This window comes from Tissierella praeacuta DSM 18095 (assembly GCF_900128955.1).
Classification (GTDB): Bacteria; Bacillota; Clostridia; order Tissierellales; family Tissierellaceae; genus Tissierella; species Tissierella praeacuta.
This window is the reverse complement of record NZ_FQTY01000018.1, coordinates 1-25,377: the sequence shown is the minus strand read 5'-3', so window position 1 is coordinate 25,377 and position 25,377 is coordinate 1. Positions and strand designations below refer to the sequence as shown.

General features: G+C 32.6%; 32 protein-coding genes and 2 pseudogenes. 29 read left to right on the top strand and 5 right to left on the bottom strand.

Annotated features, from left to right (window positions below):
• Positions 1 to 298 precede the first annotated feature (298 nt).
• Positions 299 to 1,531 carry an IS110 family RNA-guided transposase gene (locus tag BUB33_RS13225; protein ID WP_218564850.1) on the bottom strand — a complete coding sequence of 411 codons (1,233 nt, stop codon included), beginning with the start codon at positions 1,529 to 1,531 and terminating at the stop codon, positions 299 to 301.
• A gap of 386 nt (positions 1,532 to 1,917) precedes the next feature.
• Here BUB33_RS13225 and BUB33_RS13220 point away from each other — a divergent pair, with 386 nt between their 5' ends.
• From BUB33_RS13220 to BUB33_RS15870, 7 genes are all read left to right on the top strand, one after another.
• Positions 1,918 to 2,694, top strand: a complete 777-nt coding sequence (locus BUB33_RS13220) for a Fic family protein (protein ID WP_072977225.1) — start codon at positions 1,918 to 1,920, stop codon at positions 2,692 to 2,694.
• 123 nt (positions 2,695 to 2,817) lie between these two features.
• Entirely contained in the window at positions 2,818 to 3,021 is a 204-nt protein-coding gene (locus tag BUB33_RS16655; protein WP_132984362.1) for a DUF3781 domain-containing protein, read from the top strand.
• A 463-nt stretch (positions 3,022 to 3,484) separates the two neighbouring features.
• The gene (locus BUB33_RS13205) at positions 3,485 to 5,296 is read left to right on the top strand and encodes a VirB4 family type IV secretion system protein (RefSeq protein WP_072977220.1); all 1,812 of its coding nucleotides are present in this window, start codon (positions 3,485 to 3,487) and stop codon (positions 5,294 to 5,296) included.
• A gap of 103 nt (positions 5,297 to 5,399) precedes the next feature.
• Positions 5,400 to 5,645, top strand: coding sequence for a hypothetical protein (locus BUB33_RS13200; RefSeq protein ID WP_072977218.1), 246 nt, complete (start codon positions 5,400 to 5,402; stop codon positions 5,643 to 5,645).
• Between the two features lie 12 nt (positions 5,646 to 5,657).
• Positions 5,658 to 6,692, top strand: a complete 1,035-nt coding sequence (locus BUB33_RS13195) for an amidoligase family protein (RefSeq protein WP_072977216.1) — start codon at positions 5,658 to 5,660, stop codon at positions 6,690 to 6,692.
• A gap of 351 nt (positions 6,693 to 7,043) precedes the next feature.
• Entirely contained in the window at positions 7,044 to 7,172 is a 129-nt protein-coding gene (locus BUB33_RS16800; RefSeq protein WP_268807686.1) for a hypothetical protein, read from the top strand.
• Complete coding sequence (locus BUB33_RS15870) at positions 7,172 to 7,471, top strand: hypothetical protein (protein WP_132984339.1); 300 nt, start codon at positions 7,172 to 7,174, stop codon at positions 7,469 to 7,471. The genes BUB33_RS16800 and BUB33_RS15870 overlap by 1 nt, the downstream gene beginning before the upstream one ends.
• A 149-nt stretch (positions 7,472 to 7,620) precedes the next feature.
• Here the strand turns inward: BUB33_RS15870 and BUB33_RS13185 are convergent, their stop codons facing one another.
• The 4 genes from BUB33_RS13185 to BUB33_RS13175 all read right to left on the bottom strand — a co-directional run bounded on the left by BUB33_RS13185 (position 7,621) and on the right by BUB33_RS13175 (position 10,597).
• Positions 7,621 to 9,144 (bottom strand): M23/M56 family metallopeptidase, encoded by a 1,524-nt coding sequence (locus BUB33_RS13185; RefSeq protein ID WP_072977211.1) that lies wholly within the window; start codon positions 9,142 to 9,144, stop codon positions 7,621 to 7,623.
• Positions 9,137 to 9,535 (bottom strand): BlaI/MecI/CopY family transcriptional regulator, encoded by a 399-nt coding sequence (locus BUB33_RS13180; protein ID WP_072977208.1) that lies wholly within the window; start codon positions 9,533 to 9,535, stop codon positions 9,137 to 9,139. The genes BUB33_RS13185 and BUB33_RS13180 overlap by 8 nt, the downstream gene beginning before the upstream one ends.
• Before the next feature lie 396 nt (positions 9,536 to 9,931).
• Positions 9,932 to 10,066: a hypothetical protein gene (locus BUB33_RS16795; protein ID WP_268807685.1), complete on the bottom strand. Its 135-nt coding sequence runs from the start codon at positions 10,064 to 10,066 to the stop codon at positions 9,932 to 9,934.
• A 36-nt stretch (positions 10,067 to 10,102) separates the two neighbouring features.
• Complete coding sequence (locus BUB33_RS13175) at positions 10,103 to 10,597, bottom strand: hypothetical protein (protein WP_143154900.1); 495 nt, start codon at positions 10,595 to 10,597, stop codon at positions 10,103 to 10,105.
• Between the two features lie 79 nt (positions 10,598 to 10,676).
• On the opposite strand from BUB33_RS13175, the gene BUB33_RS13170 reads away from it, so the two are divergent.
• The 22 genes and pseudogenes from BUB33_RS13170 to BUB33_RS16915 form a co-directional block, all read left to right on the top strand.
• Complete coding sequence (locus BUB33_RS13170; RefSeq protein WP_200778229.1) at positions 10,677 to 11,258, top strand: DNA adenine methylase; 582 nt, start codon at positions 10,677 to 10,679, stop codon at positions 11,256 to 11,258.
• 632 nt (positions 11,259 to 11,890) lie between these two features.
• Positions 11,891 to 12,304 (top strand): hypothetical protein, encoded by a 414-nt coding sequence (locus tag BUB33_RS13165; RefSeq protein ID WP_200778228.1) that lies wholly within the window; start codon positions 11,891 to 11,893, stop codon positions 12,302 to 12,304.
• A gap of 516 nt (positions 12,305 to 12,820) precedes the next feature.
• Positions 12,821 to 13,705 (top strand): hypothetical protein, encoded by an 885-nt coding sequence (locus BUB33_RS13160; protein WP_072977204.1) that lies wholly within the window; start codon positions 12,821 to 12,823, stop codon positions 13,703 to 13,705.
• A 537-nt stretch (positions 13,706 to 14,242) separates the two neighbouring features.
• A complete protein-coding gene (locus BUB33_RS13155; protein WP_072977202.1) occupies positions 14,243 to 14,602 on the top strand; it encodes a hypothetical protein in 360 nt (119 codons plus the stop codon).
• Between the two features lie 82 nt (positions 14,603 to 14,684).
• On the top strand, positions 14,685 to 14,822 hold the full coding sequence (locus tag BUB33_RS13150; protein ID WP_200778227.1) for a hypothetical protein: 138 nt from the start codon (positions 14,685 to 14,687) through the stop codon (positions 14,820 to 14,822).
• A gap of 44 nt (positions 14,823 to 14,866) precedes the next feature.
• Positions 14,867 to 15,604, top strand: coding sequence for a CPBP family glutamic-type intramembrane protease (locus BUB33_RS13145; protein WP_072977199.1), 738 nt, complete (start codon positions 14,867 to 14,869; stop codon positions 15,602 to 15,604).
• Positions 15,605 to 15,653: 49 nt separating this feature from the next.
• Positions 15,654 to 16,073 (top strand): hypothetical protein, encoded by a 420-nt coding sequence (locus BUB33_RS13140; protein ID WP_072977197.1) that lies wholly within the window; start codon positions 15,654 to 15,656, stop codon positions 16,071 to 16,073.
• Between the two features lie 184 nt (positions 16,074 to 16,257).
• Positions 16,258 to 17,319 carry a C39 family peptidase gene (locus BUB33_RS13135; RefSeq protein ID WP_172463210.1) on the top strand — a complete coding sequence of 354 codons (1,062 nt, stop codon included), beginning with the start codon at positions 16,258 to 16,260 and terminating at the stop codon, positions 17,317 to 17,319.
• Positions 17,295 to 17,828: a hypothetical protein gene (locus BUB33_RS13130; protein ID WP_072977191.1), complete on the top strand. Its 534-nt coding sequence runs from the start codon at positions 17,295 to 17,297 to the stop codon at positions 17,826 to 17,828. The genes BUB33_RS13135 and BUB33_RS13130 overlap by 25 nt, the downstream gene beginning before the upstream one ends.
• A gap of 99 nt (positions 17,829 to 17,927) precedes the next feature.
• The gene (locus tag BUB33_RS16650) at positions 17,928 to 18,083 is read left to right on the top strand and encodes a hypothetical protein (RefSeq protein ID WP_234950059.1); all 156 of its coding nucleotides are present in this window, start codon (positions 17,928 to 17,930) and stop codon (positions 18,081 to 18,083) included.
• Positions 18,040 to 18,339 (top strand): hypothetical protein, encoded by a 300-nt coding sequence (locus BUB33_RS13125; protein WP_234950058.1) that lies wholly within the window; start codon positions 18,040 to 18,042, stop codon positions 18,337 to 18,339. Before BUB33_RS16650 ends, BUB33_RS13125 begins: the two co-directional genes overlap by 44 nt.
• Positions 18,340 to 18,706: 367 nt before the next feature.
• A pseudogene (locus BUB33_RS16645) lies at positions 18,707 to 19,364 on the top strand (MobA/MobL family protein).
• 74 nt (positions 19,365 to 19,438) lie between these two features.
• The gene (locus BUB33_RS16635; RefSeq protein WP_234950055.1) at positions 19,439 to 19,639 is read left to right on the top strand and encodes a hypothetical protein; all 201 of its coding nucleotides are present in this window, start codon (positions 19,439 to 19,441) and stop codon (positions 19,637 to 19,639) included.
• 554 nt (positions 19,640 to 20,193) lie between these two features.
• Positions 20,194 to 20,574, top strand: coding sequence for a DUF1016 N-terminal domain-containing protein (locus BUB33_RS16630; RefSeq protein ID WP_234950054.1), 381 nt, complete (start codon positions 20,194 to 20,196; stop codon positions 20,572 to 20,574).
• Between the two features lie 15 nt (positions 20,575 to 20,589).
• Positions 20,590 to 21,264, top strand: a pseudogene (locus BUB33_RS16625) (PDDEXK nuclease domain-containing protein).
• 64 nt (positions 21,265 to 21,328) lie between these two features.
• Positions 21,329 to 22,051 carry a replisome organizer gene (locus BUB33_RS13110; RefSeq protein WP_072977188.1) on the top strand — a complete coding sequence of 241 codons (723 nt, stop codon included), beginning with the start codon at positions 21,329 to 21,331 and terminating at the stop codon, positions 22,049 to 22,051.
• A 129-nt stretch (positions 22,052 to 22,180) separates the two neighbouring features.
• Positions 22,181 to 22,639 carry a P-loop NTPase family protein gene (locus BUB33_RS16925; protein ID WP_422821952.1) on the top strand — a complete coding sequence of 153 codons (459 nt, stop codon included), beginning with the start codon at positions 22,181 to 22,183 and terminating at the stop codon, positions 22,637 to 22,639.
• 142 nt (positions 22,640 to 22,781) lie between these two features.
• On the top strand, positions 22,782 to 22,907 hold the full coding sequence (locus tag BUB33_RS16990) for a hypothetical protein (protein WP_479694040.1): 126 nt from the start codon (positions 22,782 to 22,784) through the stop codon (positions 22,905 to 22,907).
• A 58-nt stretch (positions 22,908 to 22,965) separates the two neighbouring features.
• Positions 22,966 to 23,139: a hypothetical protein gene (locus tag BUB33_RS16120; protein WP_159429201.1), complete on the top strand. Its 174-nt coding sequence runs from the start codon at positions 22,966 to 22,968 to the stop codon at positions 23,137 to 23,139.
• Between the two features lie 72 nt (positions 23,140 to 23,211).
• Positions 23,212 to 24,618, top strand: a complete 1,407-nt coding sequence (locus tag BUB33_RS13100) for a recombinase family protein (RefSeq protein WP_072977186.1) — start codon at positions 23,212 to 23,214, stop codon at positions 24,616 to 24,618.
• Positions 24,615 to 25,151, top strand: a complete 537-nt coding sequence (locus BUB33_RS13095; RefSeq protein ID WP_084725457.1) for a DUF4368 domain-containing protein — start codon at positions 24,615 to 24,617, stop codon at positions 25,149 to 25,151. The genes BUB33_RS13100 and BUB33_RS13095 overlap by 4 nt, the downstream gene beginning before the upstream one ends.
• Positions 25,152 to 25,224: 73 nt before the next feature.
• Positions 25,225 to 25,377, top strand: a 153-nt coding sequence (locus tag BUB33_RS16915; RefSeq protein ID WP_422821953.1) for a peptidase dimerization domain-containing protein, incomplete at its 3' end; no start/stop codon positions are given.

Below are 25,377 nucleotides of genomic sequence, written 5' to 3'. Positions count from 1 at the left end.
ACAGGGGTAGATAATAATATTATAAGAAATAATTTACCTATTAGATAATCCAAATGATTAAACAAAGTAGTGATAGAAAATATGAGTTTATTTGATAAAGTCTATATGATATAATGTCTATAATTAAAGGATTATAAGGGCTAAAGAAATATATTAAAAGATTAAAAAAGTCTAGTGGCAATATGTCAAGACATAAATGATTAAAATTTTAAGGAAATATGTATAATATTTCTAAAAAAGGCACACTTTAATAAGCCTTCAGAAAGCTGCAAATTTTTGAAGGCGTTAAAGGAACCTACTATTTGCTAGTAGGTGGTATATATAATTGATTGGTGCTCAGCAGTGAGTAAACCAATCTAACCAACTTCCTTGCAGTAAGTGCGAGGGCACGTTTGTGTTGATGCTTCGGTACTTCTTTAAACTTGGATAGGTAATAGCGCTTGAATTCGGCATCGTGCATGCGTACCTTATTCGAAGCTTCCAAGAAATAATACTTTAGGTATTTGTTGCCCGAAAGAATCAACCTTGTATTAGAGGCTTCATAGTCTCCAGATTGGTATTTTGTCCATGCAATACCTGCATATTTAGCTAATGCTGCATGATTTTTAAATCGGTGTATATCAGCTATTTCAGCTAGCAACCCAGCGCTATACACGGGACCAATACCAGGAATGCTATTTAAAATAGCGGGAAACAGTTGCATATAGGATTCAATAGCTTTATCAAGATCTTTTAATTGTTGCTGAAAAGAGCGTATTCCAATAAGACGTACAGCTAATAGTTGGTTAACAGAGTCATTTACAGTTTTAGATAAGCGGTAAGAACTTCTAGCAGCTGCTTTTAAATCATTTGCAATTCCCTCGGGATCATTAAATTTGTTTTTCCCTTTATCTATTAAGAACTCTGCTAGAACTTCTAAAGGCATTTCATTAATGTCATCTGTAGAGAAGAAGTCTGTAATTACAGCAATGGAAGTAGTTCCAAAGGTATCTGAAAATACTTTTGAAGAATCAAGGGAAGAAAACTTGTAAAATAAAGAATCTAAGAATCTAGATTTTTCGCGACTTAGATTTTGAGCAACTTGAAATCTTGCTCTAGTAAGATTTCTAAGGGCGATAAATTTTTCATCCAGATTAACTTCTTTGGATATACGACCAAAGCGTAGATAGTCAGCAATAACAAGAGTATCGATATTATCATTTTTAGGTAATTCAGGATACGCTTCTTTAAAAGCGTTAACCTGCTTAGCGTTCAGAACAAAGACTTTGACACCCCATTTCTTTAAGAATGCGTCATTACGAAGAAAGATAGCCAGATGATCAGCATAAATGGAGGTAGATTCCATACCGATAGAGACTGCTTGGAAATCCCTAGTTATAAGGGTGTTACGTAGTTTATCAAGAAGATTATTCGCACCATCTTGATTGTTAGGAACAGAGAAGACAGTTAAAGTATCACCATAAGAATCAGTAAAACGTACAACATTATTACGTTTACTAACATCGATACCTACAAAGAGAGTGTTCAACATAGAATTCACCTCACTTTCTAAATAGATTAAGAAACCAATAAAACAATGCCCTTGGGACTGCGGCAGCGACACCCTCGCGTATATGAATAAGCTCCTGTGGTGCATGCACGAACCCTTCCTGCAACAAGGGACACCTGTTCAGGAGAAAACAGCTAGCGGTTAGAAGAAAACACACAGCCAAGGGGGACTGACTTTCATAGAATAAGCCCGAAGGCTAAACACGGAGCGACTGAACTTTCCTTAATGGTTTCTACCATTATTAAACCACAGGCATTGTTATTGGTCTATACAAAGAAATAAAAAAAGAGACAATAGGTTGCAAGGCTATTATCTCTATAAAATATATAATATTTCCTTGCAAATACTATTATACGAGGAGTGAACCTATGGAACACAAAGAAAAACTGGATTTGTATCAAAGTGCTATTAATGAATTAAGACCATTTGAGGGTAAAATGTTGAGGCAGGTAAAAGACTTTTATCGGGTTGGTTTAACATGGACTTCTAATGCATTAGAGGGTAATTCTTTAACAGAAAGTGAAACTAAGGTTTTAATAGAAGACGGATTAACAGTTGGAGGAAGGCCTTTAAGAGATATGTTTGAAGCTGTAGATCATGCAAAAGCATATGATTATATGTTCACTTTACTTGAAAATAAAGAAATTAAAGAAGCTGATATCCTATACCTACATAAACTCTTTTATCAAAATATTGAAGAAGAATTTGCCGGAAAATATCGTGATATTCCTGTTTTTATATCAGGATCTAATTACCCAGTAACAAAGGTAGAAAATATCCAAGCTGAAATAGAGGAACTATGCAAGTGGATAAGTAAAGAAAGAAAAAAATATCACCCAGTAGAATTTGCAGCATTACTCCATAAGAAGTTTGTATTTATTCATCCCTATAAAGATGGAAATGGAAGGGTAGCAAGGCTACTTATGAATACTGCACTGATACAAGATGGATATTTACCTGCATTAATTCCTCCAATTCTAAGAAGTGAATATATTACATTACTGGAAAAAGCTCATGAAGATGATAGACCCTTTGTTAATTTTATTGCTGAAAGAGAATTAGAGTCACAAAAGGATTTTTTAAGACTCCTTCATATACCCCTTCCTAAGTTAGAGCAAAATGATGATGGAATGTGGATGGAGTGAAGTTAGGACATTCTAGAAATAATGTGGATTAGAAAAACATATAAGATGTAGGTAAATAGGAATTTAATAAGGAGAATACATGGCGACAAAAAATTCGCATACAACAGAGTTGGAGTTGGATGAATTAAAAAGAATCTTTCTTTAGATGCGGATGATGTAGAGAATTGGTGTAGCAGGAAAATACTAAGTCCCAATGCTATTATAGTAAGAAGGGGTAAGAACTGGTACATAGACATAGATAATTGTGAAATAACAGTTAATGCATATAGTTATACCATTATCACCGCTCATAAGATAAATAGATTGGGGATTCTTATGAAAGATTGATAAATTTTAGTTTGTGTAATAGATGAATTGATTTACTAAATTAGTAGTTATGAGAGGAATGATATTATGATATATGCAAAATGTATTAGAGAATCTCAAATAGCCAAAAGTGTTTCTGAGTTTCAGAAGAGACAGAATGAAGAAAATTATGTCTATTGCATAGGGCAAACGACAGTGTCAAAAAATGGATGCGACATATTATATTGTGTACCTTTAAATTTTATTTATGATTGCTTAAAGTATGTAGATATATTGCAATAATAGATGTGGATGATGACAGTTTAGAATACCCATATAAAAGCAGGAAAGCTGTTATTGTAATGATTAGCAAAAATCCAATTTATCGATGGAATTATGGAGCAATCTTAAGAAGAAACTTTATATATTATATATGTTACCAAACCTTGCACTAATGTGTAGGGTTTTTTAAATGTCAAAAAAGAAAGAGAGGTAAAGAAATAAAATGGTAAAAAAGAAAATATCTATAGTAGAGGATGAAAAAATCAAAACTTTTATAGACATGATTGCACCATCTATTATTAAATTTAATACAGATCACTTTATTTGCGGGAATACCTACAGAGGTGTATGGGCCTTAAGGGAATATCCTACAAGTACCAATGAACAGGCAATCCTTCGTCATCTTGGGGAAAAGGATGGAGTTACTCTTAGGATATATACAAGACAGGGAACTCCAAATGAAGAGAAGAAGATAATTCATAATGCAGCCAATAAAAATAGGATGAACACTTTAAATACAAATGATTTGCAGCAGACTGTAACAGCAGAAAGCAACCTGCAGGATGTGGTAACCTTAGTATCAACAATGCACAGAAATAGAGAGCCATTATTTCATTGTGCAGTATATATTGAACTTATTTCTAGTGATTATGATAGTTTAAAATTACTGCAGACTGATGTGTTAACAGAACTTGTAAGAAGTAAATTAAATGTAGATAGACTTATACTTAGGCAGCAGCAAGGTTTTTTATCTGTCAGCCCAAGTGGAAGAAATATATTTGGGATTCAGTTTGAAAGAGTACTTCCAGCATCTTCAGTAGCCAATTTATATCCCTTTAATTATTCGGGAAAGACTGATACTAATGGTTTTTATTTAGGCAGGGATAAGTTTGGATCAAATATTATTGTAGATTTTGATAGACGAGATGATGACAAAACCAATCCCTGTATTTTAATTCTAGGGAACTCTGGACAAGGGAAAAGCTATTTGTTAAAGCTAATATTATGTAATATTTTAGAATCAGGAAAGAGTGTTATCTGCTTAGACCCGGAAGATGAGTATCAAGATCTTGCTGAAAATATAGGCGGATGTTTTGTAGATTTAATGAGTGGAGAATATATGATAAATCCATTAGAACCTAAAACGTGGGATGAAGGAGGAAGTCCAGAAGATAAAGATGCTCCTATAGCATTTAGACAAGCAACTAAACTAAGCCAGCATATTAGTTTTTTAAAGGATTTTTTCCGATCATATAAAGACTTTGATTATAAGCATATTGATGTAATAGAAATCATGCTTGAAAAACTATATAGAAAATATAAGATAAGTGATAGTACAGATTTCAGTAGATTAGAATCAAATGAATACCCTATTCTTTCAGATTTGTATCAGCTTATAGAGGAAGAATATAAGGGCTATGACATTGACAAACATCAGCTTTATACTAAGGAATTATTACAGGAAATTTTCCTTGGACTTCACTCCATGTGTCAAGGTGCAGAAAGTAAGTTCTTTAATAGTCATACTAATATAATATCCAATAGATTTATTGTTAAGGGCTTACTTCAGGCCAGCAAAAATGTTAAAAATGCCTTATTATTTAATATATTATCCTTTATGTCAGATAAACTTCTTACAGAAGGAAATACTGCAGCAGGGATTGATGAACTGTATTTATTCTTAACTAATCTTACAGCAATTGAATATATTCGTAATTTTATGAAGCGAGTGCGAAAGAAAGAATCAGCAGTGATACTTAGCAGTCAGAACCTTGAAGACTTCAATATTGAAGGAATTAGGGAACTAACTAAGCCGCTGTTTTCTATTCCAGCACACGTTTTTTTATTTAATGCAGGAAATATTGATAAAAAGTTTTATATAGATACCCTGCAGCTGGAAGAATCAGAATACAATTTAATTAAATTTCCACAAAGGGGAGTTTGTCTATATAAATGTGGTAATGAAAGATATAATTTAGCAGTTCATGCTCCAACCTATAAGGAAAAATTATTTGGAAAGGCAGGTGGAAGGTAGTGGAAAATAAAAAACTTGAGTTCTTAAGGATACAAAAAGAAGAAATTATAGATGATTTAAAAGTCTGCATTAGCTATACTCCCAATAGAGATAATGACCTTTTATGTTTTATGGAGCAATATTTAAAAGAAGATACAGAGAAAAGAACAAATCTATTAAAAGAGATAAAGAAATAGAAAAGATTATTGCAGATACTATTTTTAAAATCAATGAACTCCACGATAAATGCTTAGGAGAATTAATTGATTCCTGGAGGGATGAAAAACTAGCAGATCTTATTGTTCTAGCTTCTAAATATAGAGGATATGAAAATGCCATAGATATAATAAAAAGAAAAAAGCTATGGTAAGGCGGTGTGGATATGGATCTTAGGGAACAAAATTTTGGAGTAGAAGTTGAGATGACTGGTATTACAAGAAAAAGAGCAGCACAGGTTATTGGTGAATATTTAAATGGGACAGTAGATTTTGAGGGAGGTGGATATGGGACTTATACTGTAACAGATAATGAAAATAGGAAATGGAAACTTGTAAGTGATGCTAGTATTACCTGTCAAAAGAAAGTAGGGAATAGAAAGCAAATAGCAGATAAGGAATATAGTGTTGAGTTAGTAAGTCCTATTTGTAGATATGAAGATATAGAAAATATTCAAGAAATCATAAGAAAATTAAGAGGGGCTGGAGCATTTTGTAATAAATCTTGTGGAATTCATATTCATATCAATTCAGCTCCATTTAAGGCATATCAAATTAGAAACCTTGTAAATATTGTAGCTGCAAAGGAAGATATGATATATAAAGCCTTGAAAGTAGATTCGGAAAGAGAAAGACGGTATTGTAAAAAAATAGATAAGGATTTCTTAGAAGAACTAAACAAAAAGAAACCTAAAACAATAAGGAGTATTCAAAATCTTTGGTATAAAGGGGGGGATGGAAGTCATCAGCATTACCATGACAGTAGATATCGATGTCTAAATCTGCACTCTGTTTTTCAAAAGGGAACCATAGAATTCAGAGCTTTTAATGGATCTCTTCATGCAGGAAAATTGAAAGCATATCTGCAATTTTGTATGGCTGTAACAGCACAAGCATATAATCAAAAGTTTGCAAGTCCCAAGAAAACTGTATCAGAAAATGAAAAATATACATTTAGAGTATGGCTTTTAAGATTAGGGTTAATAGGAGATGAGTTTAAAACAGCCAGAAAACATCTTCTAGATAATCTGGAAGGAAATATTGCTTGGAAGTCACCAGAGCAAGCAGAACCACAAAAAGAAAGACTAAGAAAAAAGAGAGAACAAGAGCTTTTAGAGCAAAAAGAAAGGGTTGAATTAGAAAGCAATGATATAGAAATAGGTGAGCAGGGAGAAGAATTCCCTGCCTTTTTTATGACTTAATACAAGAAACGATAGTGAGTTGATGTAAGTCAAATGCAACAATCATCAAATTCATATGAACTTAAGTGAGCAAATGAATTTGCAATGATTTACTGTTTATGTCTATGAATTAATAAGGAGGTCAATATGGAAAAAATAAATATAGATAAGGACTCAGCCCATAATCTCTGTTACAGCATCAATCATATGTTAGGAAATAATATAAATCTAGGACACATTAAAGAACTCATATTTGGATAATATTTCCGAGCTGTTTTCTTAGGAGGTATCTTTCTTTCAAAAAAGTAATTGGTAAATTCATACAATATCAAATTTACTAGCACATTAGATTAAACTAATATATATCAGAGTATGGGCAAGAAAGTTGCTATTATAGGTGATGGAATTAACGATGGTCCTGCCCTTTCTTTAGCTGATGTAGGTATAGCAATGGTCATGGGGGAACTAATTTTGCAATTAAGACAGCTAATGTTGTATTAATGCAAGATGATTTGATCAAGATTGTTGAATTTATTGATATGTCAAGATTGGTCATTAAGCGAATAAAGATGAATATAGTATTCTCCTTTGCCTTCAATATTGTTGGGATCATATTTGGTACATTAGGGTTTCTAAATCCAGTAGTGGCTATCTTTATCTTTTTCTTCTTCTCCCTTATTTGTCCTAAGGTTTTTTCTAAAATTCCTGATAAGTTGTTTTTTCTGATAACCACAATAATCAGCACCGTGAAGAAAAACTGTGAGGGCTTGGGAGTTTCAACTGTTTTTGGTGCTGATTAAAATTTGTTAAATCACACGATGCTGGGTACACAAAAATGTGGGCTCCGCATTTTCACGGAACCCACATATATTTAACAACTACCACATCGCCAGAATGTCTTCAAGAAGGGTTATCAGGTAAATATACCATCCGTGACACTACGGAAAAATCAATCACCAGGCCTTCGAATCCTGCCATCCGACCAATCTTCCGATGCAAAAACGCTCGTCGGGTCAATGTACTCACCGTCAATAATCAGGCGAAAATGTAGATGAGGGCCTGTTGCTTCGCCTGTCGAGCCAATATAGCCGATAACGTCGCCTTGCTGCACGGTATCTCCCTCTGCAAGTCCTTCTGCAAATCCAAACAATTTCGAGTAAAAAGTCTGAATACCCCCACCGTGATTTAAAATGACATAATTACCATCCGTTTCATTATCTCCTATCTCAGCGACTGTTCCCTTATCGGCAGTAAGTACAGGTGTGCCTTCAGGTGCCGGAATATCAATCCCATTATGAAACACCATTTCCTTCTTCACGGGATGCATGTGGTTACCATATGCAGCGGTAATACGATTACGCCCCGTTACAGGCCACAGATATTTCACGTCGATATTGCTATCGTTCTGTTTATCAGCACTGACATTGATAACATTGTCAATGTCGTTCCCTGTCGAACTGGCAGCCAATGCCAATCCTATACCGCCGATTGCCAGGATTGCTGCAACGGCTAAAACCGTAATAGACTTCTTAGTTTTCTTAACGTTCAACATTCTTATCAATCTCCTTTTAATGTGCTTCTTACTCTCGCATAAGGGAGAATAAAAAGCCGTGTTCATGCCGGAATGGTTGTCCAGCGCGTTCAAAATGGCTTCGCCATAATGCTTTCTTTCCTCATGGGACATTTCGGATGCCAATGCCTCGTCGCAGGACAACTCGCCCCATATGTTTACATCCTTGCGGAGAACATGGACGAAGGGGTTAAACCAATGCAGCGTTCCCGCAATTAGCGCAAGCACTTTCACCCATAAATCCTTCCGTTTCAGGTGCATGAGTTCATGGGTCAGAACCAGCTTTAAGTCCGTTTCCGATATGCTGGATGCTGGCAGCAGTATCATGGGGTGGCGCAGCCCCACAAGCATAGGGCTTGTAATTTTGTGGTTCAGCATCAGTTTTACATCACTGTGGACAGCCAAAGTAGCTTTGCGTGAGGAAATCAGGGCGGCGGCCGTATCCTCAGGTATGGGAATACTGTTTTCCCGAAGCCGCTTGCTAAATCTGTGGTAGCAATAGAAATGCCATCCGGCAAATACCATCGCGCCCACAAACCAAATGAGCAAAACGGCCCCCATTACTTCTAAAGACAGGTGTTTTTCCATAGCAGCAGGAAGATGTTTCTCCATCAGGGTATCTACTGCATCCACAAAACCGTTTGGCTCTAATGCTTCAGGGATAGCCATAGGTGGCGTTCCAGAAGGATGCCTTGGCGTTATTGTCTTTGGAAAAATAAAAGAAACTTTTCCTACAATAAGGGAAACAGGCAAGAGATAAAAAGCAATTGCCATTTTCCCAATTCCGTATTGCCACTTGGCAGGAAAGATTTTTGCAGTTACAGGCCGAAGTAACAGCATCAACCCGACAACCACACTTCCCGCAATGGACATGGCAAGTAGATTTGAAAACAGATTACTCATTCTTCACACCTGCCTTTTCCGCGAACCAGCGCCTCAATTCAGCTATTTCATCCTTTGTCAGTTCTTTGCCGTCATAAAGTGCTGCCAGGAAGTTTTTGACAGAACCCTCATACAGCGTTTTTAGCAGGCTTTTTGCTTCCTGGCTCCGGTATTCCTCCGGCGACATGCAAGGCTCATAGATATTCGTGCGACCCTGCTGCTTTGTGGAAATCAGGACTCCTTTCTCAACCAGCCTTGCCAGAAAGGTTGCCATTGTTTGCCCTTTCCACACCTTGCCTTTGTGCCGCGCAAAAATGTCAAGCAGCTCGCTAGATGTCACAGGTTGGTTAGATTTCCATATAATCTGCATAACTTCCATTTCTGTTTCCGATAGTTTTTGAAAATTGGTCATGTGTACACCTCCGTTTATTGCCATACGTCTGCGATAACTTTACTACACTTATGTAGTAATCTCATATTACTACAATTGTGTGGTGATGTCAAGAGAAATGATGCAGAAATTTGCAGGCAGGGGTTTATTGGTCATCTACCCGATATTCCTAGATATTTAAAAAGCGGTTGATTCCAACAAACAGTTTCTGCTTAGTTTCAGCATAACAATCAGAAAGCCTGCGGTAATCTTGCACTGCGTCGTAAAAACGGCCATTGCAAAGAAGCTCCCAATCGTAGAATAATAACTACGATTGGGAGCTGTTGATAGCGAAGCCGGGCGTACGTTGTAGAATGGTTGAACAGAAGTCTCAGTAACATTGGTGTGACGGGCTTTCAAATCACTGGCTCAGTCGTCTCATTCAGCATATTTATATTCAGGCGGGACGATGTCCTCTTCTGCTTGTGGTTTGTCCAGATTTATCAGCAATACCGGAACAGAATATGCAATATACCTCTGAAATGTATCTCTATAAGGAGCAGCAACTGCCATAATTGTACTTTTTCTATCAAGTTCAGATTTGTTGTACTATCTGACTCCCGCTACCATCGCATAATTCGTCCCGTCTTCATGCTCATACATTTTATATATTTCATTAGGGATCTCATATGTTCTTGAGGGGAACAATGCCATTTTTTTCGTTGTGGAATCGCTTCCTCTTTCTATTTTAACAGGGCTCGAAGGAGCGTTCATTATCTTATGTGTGTTTCCATATAAAGGATAATACTCGTATGGAATATAGGAAGGAGTAAATATATACGCAATATAAAACTCCACAATTTCTCCTTTTTGAAATCCAAGCGGCTCAAAATATAAATTCACATTTGTCGTGGTTTCCTCGCGATGGTCAACAATGTGCATATATTTCTCTTTTTCGTGCATAACACCGTCTACCTTAATTCTGGAAAGTACAGGTATACCCTCGACAAAAACCATGTAACCCTCTGTATAAATTGGAGTTTCGCTTGCTAAGACTTCGAGTGAAACCTCGACAGGCTCGCCGTTGTATACATCGTATCCCAAGGTATGGGGATAGTTTACCCTTTTACGCGATATCGTACCCTCCGGCAGTGGTTTTCCTATTGCCGATAATTGACCGGTGTTGAATGATACAGATGGATTACTTCGACTTATTAGGGAGACACCGATAAATTTAGAAGAACGAGAAAAGCAAAAGCAGAACTATCAGAATCCTGATGTTGATTCTTTGACCGATGGTTTTGCTACATTGTTTTTAAATAGGGTGAATTTTTCTGGGATAATTAAAGGCGGACCTATTGGTGGATTAAAGCAAACTGGAAATTATAAAATTGATTGTAGGTTCAATAGAGAGGATATAAGCCGTAGAATTGAGAGTATTGCCCAACTTAAAAGTAAGATTCGGCTATACAACAAAGATGCAGGGTATTTTATTAAAATGCATCTGAAGAAAATGAAATCACCTATATTTCTCAATATTGACCCTCCCTATGTTATTAAAGGGAGTCAGCTTTATACTAACTTCTTTACAGAGGAAGACCATCTCAATTTAAAGAATGTTATTGTTAAGCATTTAGATGACATCGAGTATCCCTGGATAATCACATATGATGCCTGCTCTCTTGTTAGAGATTTGTATAAAGATTTTTATATGGAAGAATATAACATTATGCACAATGCGGGGGGGGGGGAGTGCATTAGGTAAAGAAATAGTAATTACAAACATTTCAAGTGAAAAATTTATATGGTAATTAGGTAAATCTAGTGATAATTTACACTAATGTAATTAGAGAATAGCTATATTTTTTTGTACGTATAATTATAATAGCCAAATATTTTATTTGTGAAAATAATTAAATATTTACTATCACTGGAAGGTACAGGAGATGTATAATTTTAAAAAATAAGAGTAACTAACAATAAAATACTTTCTAAAGATAAATTGAGAAATTTAGTCTGATTACCCCTACTTATTTGGAATATTTGGTTACAAGTATCAAAAGATTATAACCCTTATAATACAATTAATGTAGACAGAAAAGAATAGTTTATTGTTATAATTTTACCCTACCACCAAGGGGATAATATCTATTTACGACATCATTATCATCGCTTCAAGGCATGTTGAAGTTATCGTGAAGTTAGAAAAGCAATAAAATATAGTAATATCGATAGTTAAACCCATTGAGTGTGTAGATGACATTCAGTGGTTTTTGTTTGTGGGAACATATTCACTTGATTTTTTAATCCGTTGTAATGAACGAGTAAGTCTCACTGAATCGAAAAGACAAAGCTAATTGCAATCAATTCACCAACGAACCACTACATAATGCTATAATGACAGCCATAAACAGTGTAGTAGAAAATAATGGAGATTTTATAGGAGCATTCAGGAAGAATGTTATTAGAATCATCGGTGGATATTCTGCAAAAGATATCCCAACAGAACATGCTGAACAGATAGAACTTCTACAAAAAGAAATATTAAATCTAATAGAGGAAAATGCAAAACTAGGGGTTGTAACAGAAGATTTTGATAATGAGTATAAAAGGATATCAGAAGAGATTAATAGGCTAAAACAGGCAAAAATAAGGCTGGTGCAAGAGAAGAAATACACAAATAGCTATGTAGAACGATTAGCTGAAATGGACAGTACATTAAAGACTGTAAGACCACAAGTAAGAGAGTTTGATGGGAAGTTAGTTAGAAGATTAATCAAGACCATTAAAGTTAAAAAGGAGAAAGGCTAGAGATACAGTTTGAATTAGAGGTAGTGATTGAGTAGATATGATTAGGAATGTGGAGCAGCAACAAGGATATAAGGCAATGTTACTGATTTGAAGTAGTGAGAATATACTAAGATTAAACTCCTAAGAGAATATTGAGGGTTATATTTAGTAGATAGAAATAGTCAAAAGTAATTTTTAAACTTAGTAAAGAATACATTTGCTAGTTGAGAAATACTGGAAAATGCTATAAAATGATAATGATGTTACCTATCTTATTATTATCTATTTGCGGGTAATAATCTGTTTAATGGTAATGAACTTTAAAATATAGAAAAGATTAAAATAAAAATTCCAAATTCCGTTGAAGCTCTTTTGTTCATATATCTTGGATAGATTTATGAATAACTCTTAAAGACTGTAACTGACTGAATGATTTTAATTAGATAGTGTTTATAAAGGAATTTTTAATGTATTAGAACCTAAATACTTTTTCTAAGAAAGACAAGTTATATGGAATCGTATAAGGAGAGGAAACCTATGAAAGAGTGTGCATTATGTTATAAAAAGTCTGAATTGAAGAAGAGTCATATAATACCAAGATTTGTAACTGATTGGATTAAAAAAACGGGTCCTACAGGTTTTTTGAGAGGTACAGAAACTGATTTTCGAAGGAGAGTCCAAGATGGATTTAAAGAAGAGTTGCTTTGCGTGGATTGTGAAGGATTATTCTCGAAGTCTGAAAAGATATTTGCTGAGAAAGTTTTCAGACCATATTTAAATGGATATAAATCTGAATTTGAATATGAAGAATGGATCAGGTATTTTATAACATCAGTGAATTGGAGGATCCTATATATAGAATTAATGTCCTATCTAAATAAAACAAGAGAAATCTCTAATAAAAATATTAGTTTAGTTACAAATGTTATAATGGGACTAAGGGAGTATCTATTAGGTAGGGGAGAGTTTCCAAAAGGAGTAGAGACTCATTTATATTTTATTGATGATTTATCATTTATTAATCATGCAGATCTTTATCCTATCTGTTTTTTCAAAAGAAGTATATTTGGATCTTTACTAGAGAATGATGAACCTGAATATTGCTATATATACTCAAATTTATGTGGTATTTTAATTGTAACAGCTATTAAAAAAACTAGTATGGATATATGGCAGAATACATTGATTACTGAAGTAGGGATTATAACTACTAAGCAATTAATGGGAAGTCCAGTATTAGGAAAATTAAGTATGATATTAAAAGATGCTAGCAAAGGTAAAATACCCAAAGAACAAGCAAGAAATATATTAGAGGTAATGAAAGAGAATGAGAAAAAGGTATTAAAAAGCAAATTTATTGAAGAATTTTCAAAAGATATTGAATTAAATGAGTTGTGGGAGAAGATTTATAGAAAAGAATAGTATGTATTTATATACAAGGGTTTACAAAGGTTAATTTTAAATTGTTATAAACACAAAGCTTAATATTTTACTAGGCAATTATAAAAATATGGTAGGAAAATGGACAAGGAAAAGTAATTTTAGATATTTTAAATTTTGATAATACTAATATGTGTTATATATATATGATGATAGAGAAATTAGTCATGGTAAGGTTAGAGGATGTTTATGACCTACTTTTCGATTTAAATATGTTACAGTTTTGGGTTGAGAAATATATGAAGAACGAACTATAAACTAGCAAGGGGGTAGAATACTACTACATTATCAAATATAGAAACATATAGCACGTCGAAGCGATAATTCTGATGACGCGTAGTGCTTCGGGTGAGAAAAAAATAGAGTTAGAACACAACGTATATTGGTTTGGAGCCGATTTTGGGGTCGAAAAACGGACGAAAAATGACTTTTTTGACCCCGAAAAAAGGCAAAAATATAGATGGCATAGAAGTTTAAGATAAATGTTTGATTTTGGTTCTAGAGAATTGGAGGATAAACATGGAAGAAGAGATTTTTGCACACGGTTTAGATTTTAATGAATTCTGCAGATACAGAGAGCAATATAATAACCAGATTATAAAAATACAAAGAAAGATGGACTATTTTTTATTTCGAGATAAGAATTTCATTAAGGATGATATATTTTTAGAGGACATGTTTCTTGAATCAATTCTAGTAGATGTTCGTGCATTGTTAATGGAGAATGCTAGATATAAAAAGAACTATACTTTGCAGAATTCTTTTAGAATAAACTCTGACAATGAAAAGGATATAAATTTTAAAATTGAATGTGAAATATATAATCTTTTAAAAGATACCTATCTCCCTGATGGTGAGACTAGCTTTTTTGAACAATGAAGAATTCGAATTATGTTAAGTGTATTAACAATAGTAGAGAGCGTTTAAAATTTATTTGTAAAGTAAAAGAGACACCAAATATTTGAGAATTCCTGTAAGTGGAACAAGTGTTGGAAATGCTTTTATACATGTCACAACACATGGACCAAGCTACTTATCTGGTGGTAAGTTTGGAGTTGAAGGAAGTATAATAAGTATAGTAGTACAACTGAGAATATAGAAGTATAGTTTCCCAAAATAAATAAAAAAGAGAGGTTGAATATTATGAATATTTTAATATGGAGAAAAGAAGATAAAATACAATATCTAAGATGGTGGGATATATTAATCATTACCATAATAATGTTTGGTTATTTCATTTGGAATTCAATATCATCATTTTTGTATTTGCCAGATACTAATACAGCACAGATACCAGAGTTTACAAGCAGTGCTAATTGGTATGCTCTTATATTTCAGTTTGTATTACTACTCTTAGCTTTTATATATTTGTATTTTAGAAACTTTGACTTTTCTAAGTGGAAGATAAGAATAAATTTAAAATCGGTTTTAATAGGAATTGCGTTATTTATTGGAGTAGCATTGTTATTCGATTTATATTTTATGTTGATATACAATATATTTGCTTATCCAAATGTAGATAATTCTATATTTTATGAAACTCAGGAGACAAATGTATTTTTAAGTAAGCTTTCTACAATAGATTTATCACTATTATTGTATTCAATCTTGAATGGATTTTATGAGGAGATATTTTTCTTAGGAATTTGTTTAAGCGTTGCACTAGATAAGAGAAAATATTATTTTATTTATTCTATTTTTGTACGCTATTCCTTCCATACTTATCAAGGGAATATTTCAGCTATAGCTATAGGTTTTTTAGTAGGGGGAATTTATTATTTCCTATATACAAGAATGAAAGAGAAAAACTTATTTCCATTTTTCTTAGCACATGCAATAACAGATGTGTTTGGAGCCGGAATGATAAGTTATTTTTTCTAAAATAAATAGAATTTATATTGAGTGTAGGCTTGGAGGGGATGAATTCTTAGTGATTTACAATTATTGCGATGCAGAGGATGCAATTTGCCTAGCAAGAAAATTGAACAATGAAGTTAAAATGCATATTCAAGGAGAAATACCTTTGAATGAATTGAGAGTTGCTAATGTAGATAGCAAAGTAACATTAGATGGTTTAGAACACAAGTCCTATAAATTCAATATGGAATCTTGGACAGAACCTAATCATGACGGATTTACAGTTAAGATGAGTGAAATGTCGTGTAATGGAGGTTTAGACTATGCAATTATAATAAAAGAAAATGGTCATGTTATATATAAAGAAACTTTCGACAAAGCCACTACATTAACTGTTAAAGCATATTATAATAGTAGGTATGAGGTTATCATAGATAATAATTCAACAAATTCATTGACATATAGAGTCAAGATAAATAGCTATATAAGATAAACTTATATAATTTATTCTCTAAGAGAAAGGAGAGGGAGAAGTATGAATCCTCAGAGGTACAAGAATGGAGACTAGTTTCTTTCGATTTATATAAATATTAATTAATATTAATTTTGATAATTGAAAGGAGAAAACCATGAAAAAGATATTAATGTTTTTATTAAGCTTAGTATTAGTTGTGGGGATGAGTACATCTGTATTTGCAACAGATAATGTTTCTGCACGAATTAAAAGTTTGGATACCAAACATGAAATTACAGAATATGCTATTGAAGTACTTCCTAAACATTTAAACGCACTTATAGGCGTTGGAGATCTGAGCGGGAATGTAGACGAATATTCCATAGGAAATTCGTTTACATTGTTTAATGTAGAACAAAAGACGAATTCTATTTGTTTTCCTGTATTACAAAGAGGTAATATAGTAGCAATACTTGAAGTGGTAGAAAATCAAGGTGAATATAATTCATCACTATCCATTTCTTTTTCTAGAGAACTGAATGATTTATTTGAACAACGTGAATTGAATGATTTTGTATTATTGACAGATGGTATTAATTTACAAGCGTTTAACGGAGAAAGAACTATTGATGTTTTTAAATTATATGATGATGGAGTTGAGGTAGGAGAATTATATTATAATTTTGATTTGCTGATTTCTTCTTTATCGAATTATTTGAACCAAGATGATTTAAGGACAGATTTAAAATTAACTGAAGCAAGAGATTTAAACCTAAGAACGAGGGCGATTGATGGACCTACATCCTACAGAACATTGAATGTTAATGGTGTGAGTCAGTCTGGAAATACCTGTTGGGCGGCAACTTGTGCAGCGATTATAAATTATTACAAAGGTTATTCCCTTTCTGATATTGATGTTGCAAGATATATTTTCGACGATAATTGGAATCAAGGGGGTTCTTGGACTAATATGAAAGATGCATACAATCATTGGGGATTATATCCTTCACAAACTGGTGTAATCAGTTTTACTAGCGTAAAAAATAATATAAATGGTGGCAATCCGATGCATATACGTTTAACTTCAGGAGGAAGTGGACATTCAGTTGGATTGATTGGATATGAAGACTGGGTTGGTTCTCCTGGAGGAAGCAATGAAAGAATACTAATTTTACTTGAACCAAATGGTGGAGTGCATAGAAGTGTTACATTGAATTCTTCTGGTAATTTTAATTACAACCTTGGAGGAGGAGCATATTCATGGTCAAAAACTATAGAATTTTAATAGTGATGTTTTTGACCACAATGCTAATATTTTTTGTGGGATGTAGCAATAGTAATGTAATTGAAAATGGAGAACAGATAGACTTTCCTAAAAATGACAATGGTTATCCACAAGGGAACATTGTTGTTATTAATGGGGAAGAGTATCATTTAGATAAAATCGAACAAGCTATAGTCAACTCTCATATAGAACATGAAATTGATTTGAAATTAAATGATAAAGCAGAAGATTTTGTGGAAGTTATACTTCCACAAAATAATCCTATTAGTCTTTGGAGTGTAGAAACTAAGGAATATATAGATTTAGTTTCATATAGCAAAGACGAACTTAAGATTGAAGATAAGAATATACTTGATGGGGTTTCAGCAAATTTGCAAACATTTCGTTTCATAATTTCTAAAGAAAATGATGTGACTATATCATTTAAGTGGTCAAATATCAATGAAATAGAAAAATCTTTTAATGATAAAGTAGAGTACTATTTGTTAAAGATAAAAATATCTCATTAGAAGATAAATTCTAAAAAATGCCGAAAGGTTAAGTATCAGATAAAAGTGCTTAACCTTTCTTTATGAGAACAAAAAAACTATTAAACGGAGGAAATTAAAATGAAAGAGTTAGAAAAAGTAATGGGTCAATTAAAAAAAGAGAATAACAAAATTGAAAAGGCACAAAATAGAGCGAAGTTACTCAATCAAAAGATAAACAAGCTCAAAACAAGTGCCGGAAACAAAAAGAAAAATAGAAAAAGGTGGAGTATTTGAAGCCTTTGAAAGAGAAATTACAGGTATGCAAGAAGATATAAATAATGATTTGATATATGTTTTTTTAGATTATGTCCTATCAGATAACAGGAATAGAGAAAAGTTAAAAGAACTTACAGAAATTCATTTGAAAGAACGAGGAATTGATATGGAAGAAACTGAAAATCTTGATGATGAAAATGATAGCTTAGACAATCAGAAAGAGCAAAATTCAGATGAAGATATGGAAGCTGACTTTTTAGAAAATGAAGAATAGAAAAATAAATTAAGGAACTGATTTTATGAAAAGTAAATATGAAGATTGATGTAGCAAAGTGGAGAGATATTTTAACACTTTGCTTTTTTGTTGATTTGAAAACTCAAGAAAAAACAAAGTACACAGGGGTTTAAGGGGGAGTAGCCCCCTTGAACAAATAAAAATCCTTTAGCGTTTTTGTTTCCTTAGCGGAGCGAATAGTTTTCTGCAAGAACGCAAAGCACCGTAGTAAAACGGTGTATCTTTGCGCCCTTTGAAAAAGGGAACAAAGATACCTATCATCATAAAGATACCAAAATATCAAAATTAAATATAGATAAAGTTCAGCAGACAGAAAATTACTAAAGAAAATCTATCTGCTTTTATTATGTCTAAAATACAAAAATCAAAAAAACGAAAGGAGCGAAACGGAATGGAAATTAAAAGCCTACATACCCATGTAGATATAGTTTCAAGATCAAAGGGAGCAAGCGTGATTGCTAAAGCTGCATATAATGCAAGAGATAAATTAAAAGATGAATACTATGTAAAAGTCCACGACTACTCTAAAAAAGACCACCTTGTCTTTTCAAAAATATTTCTGCCGGAACATATACCAAAAAAATTTTCCGATAGAGAATACCTATGGAACAGTGTGGAAAAAATTGAAAAAAATAAAAACTCACAACTTGCAAGAAACCTACTCTTTACACTGCCAAGAGAATTAAACGAACAAGACAGAATAAATCTTATCAGTGAGTTTATAGAAGAAAACTTTACTTCTAAAGGTATGATAGCAGATTGTAATATTCATAATCCTACGGTAAGTGATAATGAAGAACAACCTCATGCCCATATCTTACTTACCCTTAGAGAAATTGATGAAAAAGGAAATTGGAAACCTAAAAGTAGAAAACATAGATAAAAGAATAGACCCACGCACATTTGAAGAACAAGGAAGAGAAGAACTTCCACAAGTTCATTTAGGTACAAAGAGCTATCAGATGGAGAAAAAAGGTATAGAAATCATAACAGAAAAATCATAGCTTTAAATAAAGAGTTCAAAAAATTAAAAGAAGAAATCGCAGATATAAGCAGTTGGATTTTAGGTTTGGTAGGGATGATAAAAGGACTATTGAAAGGGTTCTCCAAAGAAAAACAAGAAGAATATAATCTAACCCCAGACCTTTTTGATGTATATTCATATATTGAAACCTACTATAAAATTCAAAAAGAACTATCTAAAAATTTAAGTTATGACAGCAGAATGAGAAAAGAAAATTTTGACGCTAAGCTGATACTTCTATATTCAGTAAAATAGCAAGAGCAAGTAAAGAAGAATACTATAATTCCCATAAAGATGAAATTGATAAATATATCAGAGCAAAGTCTATTCTAAAAAAGTTAAGTGGAAGTGAAAAGATAGAAATAAAGAAATGAGAGAAAGCAAAAGGCGTATTACAGGCAGATATAAATCATCTCACTTTCAATCAAAAATTTATAAAAGAGGAAATCACTCAAATTAACCATATCAAATATGTAGTAGAGGAAGTAAATAAAGACTTTGGGATAGATATAAACATTGAAATAGAAATAGCATACAAAAAGGCTATTGCAAGAGGAGAAAAGCCAAGCGTTAAAATGGCATTAGAGGAATTTCAAAGGCAAATCAAAAAAGAGGATAGACAAAAAGCATGGGCAAGAGAGCATTACAAAAACAAAGGATATAATCATAAGGAAACTGAGAGATAGAAAAGAAGTGATATTTTTGATATAATTATATCGATTAGACTAAAATGGTAATGATAAAATAGGCTTACAGGCTGTAAGATAATTAAGATAAAAAATATAGAAAATCAGATTGGAGTGAGAAGAATGGATAAAAAAGATTTGTCTATCATTGGAGATAGTGAATATATACAAATGCTTGAAAAAATAAAGAAATCATATAAAGATAGGCAACTTAAAGCAGCAGTTTCTGTCAATTCCGAAATGCTAAGGTTTTATTATAGTTTAGGAGAAGAAATCATCAACTTACACGCAGAGAGCAGATGGGGAAGTGGATTTTATAAAAAATTAAGTTCAGATTTAAAAAAGGAAATTCCAAATGTTAAAGGTTTTTCTGTCACTAACTTAAAATATATAAAAAAATTTTATGAAATATACTCTCCATTAAATCGTCCACAGCTTGTGGACGATTTACAGATAGCTGAAATCAGTAGGAATTTTGATATGATTTTCAATATCCCTTGGTGACATCAAAGATATATCATGGATAGATGTGAGGTAAATTTGGATAAATCATTTTTCTTTATATCCAAGACATTGGAAAATAACTGGAGTAGGGTTGTGCTACTTAATTTTTTGGATACAGATTTGTATACTCGTCAAGGAAAAGCAATAACAAACTTTACAAACAATTTGCCATCTACACAAGGCGATTTAGCAAATGATATGACAAGAGATCCTTATAATTTTGATTTTATAGCTATCAGACAAAATTATGATGAAAAAGAATTAAAAGATGCTTTAATGGATAATATACAGAAGTTTCTATTGGAGCTTGGAACAGGCTTTGCTTTTGTAGGTAGGGAATATAGGCTTGTCGTTGGAAATTCAGAAGAATTTATTGATATGTTATTTTATAACATTAAGTTACACTGTTATGTAGTTGTAGAGGTTAAAATTTCCGCATTTAAACCTGCGGACATAGGTCAACTTGGAACTTATGTAACATCTGTAAATCATATATTAAAGGGATATGGAGATAATTAAACAATAGGTCTTTTAATCTGTAAGACAAAGGATAATATATTGGCAAAATATGCTTCTGAAAGTTCAAGAGAACCTATTGGGATTTCAGAATATCAACTATCAAACTTAATTCCTGAAAATTTTAAAGGAGCATTACCAAGTATAGAAGAAATTGAAAATGAGCTAAAATAAATTTATGCAAGACGGTAGAAGTAAAAATCTATCGTCTTTTTTATTTGAATAAAGGTAGGAAAAAATGGCAGATAAAAGAATGTTTTCACTAAAAATAGTGGATAGCGATTTATTTTTGGATATGCCCTTAAGTAGTCAATGCCCATATTTTCATTTATCAATGAGGGTAGATGATGACGGCTTTGTGGATAATCCAAAGAAGATAATAAAAATCATAGGAGCAAACGAAGATGACTTGAAAATCCTAATTACAAAGGGTTTTGTAATCGTCTTTGAAAGAGGGATTATTGTAATTACCCATTGGAAGATAAATAACTTTATTAGAAAAGACAGATATAAGCCAACAATGTATATAGAGCAGAAACAACAGCTTTATCAAACAGAAAATGGAGCATACATTTTAGAAGAAAGTGTTGGTTGTCATTTGGTTAACCAACGGTTGTCAAGTGGTCAACCTAGTATAGGTAAGGGTAGATTAGATAAGGTTAGTATAGATAAGGAGAGAGTAGAGCAGGCTACCCACTTTTCTTTTTACGGAGAATATCAAAATATCCGTTTAACCGATGATGAATGCCAAAAACTAAAGGATAAGCTACAAGGTCATACCGAAATAATGATTGAAAAATTATCAAGGTATATCAAGAGCAAAGGGACAGACTATAAAGATCACTATGTAACAATCCTTAATTGGTATGAGCAAGATAAAGAAAAACTAACACAGAAAAATATTCAAAATGGAAGTAATAGAACCTACTCAACTAATTATGAGGATAGCGACAGTCTATAAACATCATATAACGAAGTGGAAAGGTATTTTTAAGGGTTTAATCATAAAAGAGGCACCAAGTATACCTAAGCTAAAAAACAAGCCTTAAAACGCATTTTGCCACTTATTACAGAAAAGGAGAAATAAACTATGAATAACCAAGAAAATCAAAATATGATAACTACAAAAATTCAAGGTACAGACTTTATCTACAACGAAGAAACACATTATGAAAAAGACGGACATATCTATTGCAAAACTTGTAATGAAAGAATAGACGGTAAAGCAATTCCAATGTTGGATAAGCTGATGATTTTTAGAAATAATTGTAAATGTGATAGGGATAGAGAAGAAGAGAGGAAATTAAGAGAAAAGCAGATTGAACAGGATAGACTTAGACGAAATTGCTTTATATCAAGAAATCAAATAGCTTATACCTTTGAAAATGCAAATGAAGATACAGATGATGAAATCATCAAAGAGTATTCCTATACAGTTAAAATGAGGAATTTTGCACAGATACTAAATGATTTACAAAAAGGGGGATTTAACCTTGATAGAAATAAATATATAGAGCAAATAAACAAATCCTACCTTACTGATACTTGATGATTTTGGAATAGAGAGAAATACAGAATATGCCTTAGAGCAGATTTATAATGTAATAAATTCAAGATACCTAAAGGCAAGACCGACTCTTATAACCACAAATCTTAATTTCAAAGATATAGAAAAAGATCAAGAGGATATAATGCTTGGTAGGATATATTTAAGGATCATAGAGATGTGTTTGCCACTTAGGGTAACAGGACTTGATAGAAGAAAAATACAAAGTAAAGAAAAACTGAAGAAAGCACAAAACTTAATAGATGAATAAGAGCGATTAGAAAAGTAAAAAATCTAATCGTTTTTTTATTTTACAGGAAGGAGAACTTATGAATAATATACAAACTGACAACACAGATAATAGAAAAACTAAAGTAATTCAAAAGGAAATTGGAAATACAAAATATACCGTAAATATCTTTTGTAAGAAAAACGGAAAAGAGCTGAAAGATAAGATGAAATCAATCATTAAGCAGGAAGTCATAAAAAATAATGACAATTAACGGTGGTAAAAATCATGAAAAAAAGAGTATAATATAAATATCGTAGGTAGGCTTGATAGACAGGAGGAAAATATGTCTATTCAAGCTAACAGAAAAACAGCTCTTTATTGTCGTTTATCAAGAGATGATGAACTTCAAGGAGAAAGTAATTCCATTACAAATCAAAAGAAGATTTTAAGCCAGTTTGCCAAGCAGAGTGGCTTTTTTCAGTGTGAATTTTTCATTGATGATGGTTATTCCGGAACGAATTTTGACAGACCTGAGTTTCAAAATATGATAACAAAGGTTGCCAATGGAGAAATAGGAACAGTAGTTGTAAAAGACTTATCACGATTTGGAAGAAATCATCTCCATGTAGGAATTTATACAACGGAGTTTTTTCCAAAGCATAATGTAAGGTTTATTGCTATAAATGATAATGTAGACACCTTTACTACCGATATGGAAACAGATATAAGTATTCCAATCAAAAATATTATCAATGAAATCTATGCAGTAGATACAAGCAGAAAGATAAAGGCAGTATATAGGGCAAAAGGACTTGAGGGAAAGCATACAGGAAGCCATGCTATATATGGATATAAAAAAGACCCTGACAATAAAGATAAGTGGATTATTGATGAAGAAGCTGCAAAGGTAGTAAGGAGGATCTACTCTTTGGTAGTAAGTGGACATGGACCGTATCAGATGGCAGACTTATTATATAAAGAAAAAGTTTACTCTCTGTCTTACTATATGGCTATGAACGGTTATGGAAATAGAATTAGTAAGGAGTTTGATACTCCATATCGTTGGCGGGGAACAACTGTTTCAAGTATTGTAAGAAGAGAAGAATATTTAGGGCATACTGTAAATTTCAAAACTATAGAACCAAGTTTTAAGGATAAGAGAAGATATACTAATAAAAAAGAAAATTGGGCTGTTTTTGAAAATACTCATGAAGCTATTATTGATAAAGAAACATGGGAAATTGCCAATTCCCTTTTGAAAACGACAAGAAGGCAGTCAAGAGAGGGGACAGTAAATCCACTCACAGGTAAGCTGTTTTGTGGAGAAAAGTTATATAATTCAAGAGGAATAAATCGAAAGGGCACAGGACATTACAAAGAAGATGTGCGATATGATAATTATATATACTCAACCTATCAGAAGCATAAAAATGAATGCTCTGCACATTATATTAGGTCTAAAGTAGTTAGGGAACTTATTTTAGAAGCCCTAAAAGATATTAGTAAATACATTGAGAATAACGAGGAAGAATTTAAAAATATCGTTATATTTGCAAGACTTGAAGAAAGAGAAAAAAGTCAAAAGGAAAATATAAAGAAATTAAAGGCTGATAAGAATAGATTAGCTATAATAGATAGGCTGTTTGTAAAACTGTATGAGGACAATGCAAGTGGAAGAATAAATGATGAAACCTTTAATAAGATAGCTGTTCAGTATACAGATGAGCAAAATATCCTAAATAGTGAATAGTTGAGCTTGAGGAAGTAACGGAGAAATTACAGTCTGTTAGTGATAACACAGAACAGTTTATTAAAACTATCAAGAGTTTTACCGACTTTTCTATACTTACAACATCAATGATAAATCAACTGATTGATAAAATAGTGATATATCAAAAGCAGAAACTTAAAAGATATAAGTTTACCCAAAGAATAGACATTTACTTTAACTTTATCGGCAAGTTTGAGATAGAAAAAGATGATGAAATAAAGGAAGATGTTGAAATAGAGAAAACGGAAGATAAAAAGTATATTCACAAAGACAGCAGATTTTTACCGATAACAGACTATCTGAAACAACAAGGTAGAGAAATAGAAATTGATTTTTCAAAGGTAGAAGAACTTATAGGCAGAAAACTTTGTAAATCAGCAAAAACATATCCAAGTTATTGGTATGCAAGTGATGACAGACCTATGGGAAATTCTATTTATAACGCAGGGTATGATATTGTGAAAGTAGATGTAAAAAAAGAAACGATAAGGCTTATAAATTATGACAAGTAAATAGATAAGATTAGAGGTAGCTACTACAAAATGGTGGCTACCTCTTTTATATTTGAGCAATATTTGAAAAACTTTGTTGACAAATATCGACCGATGTAATAGATTTCGTATTCTTGTAAATGGAACAGGATGTCATGGAGCATTACCAGAGACGGGTGTTGATCCAATCAATATTGCAGCACATATTTATCTTTCGATTCAAGAAATTCTTGCAAGAAAAATACCT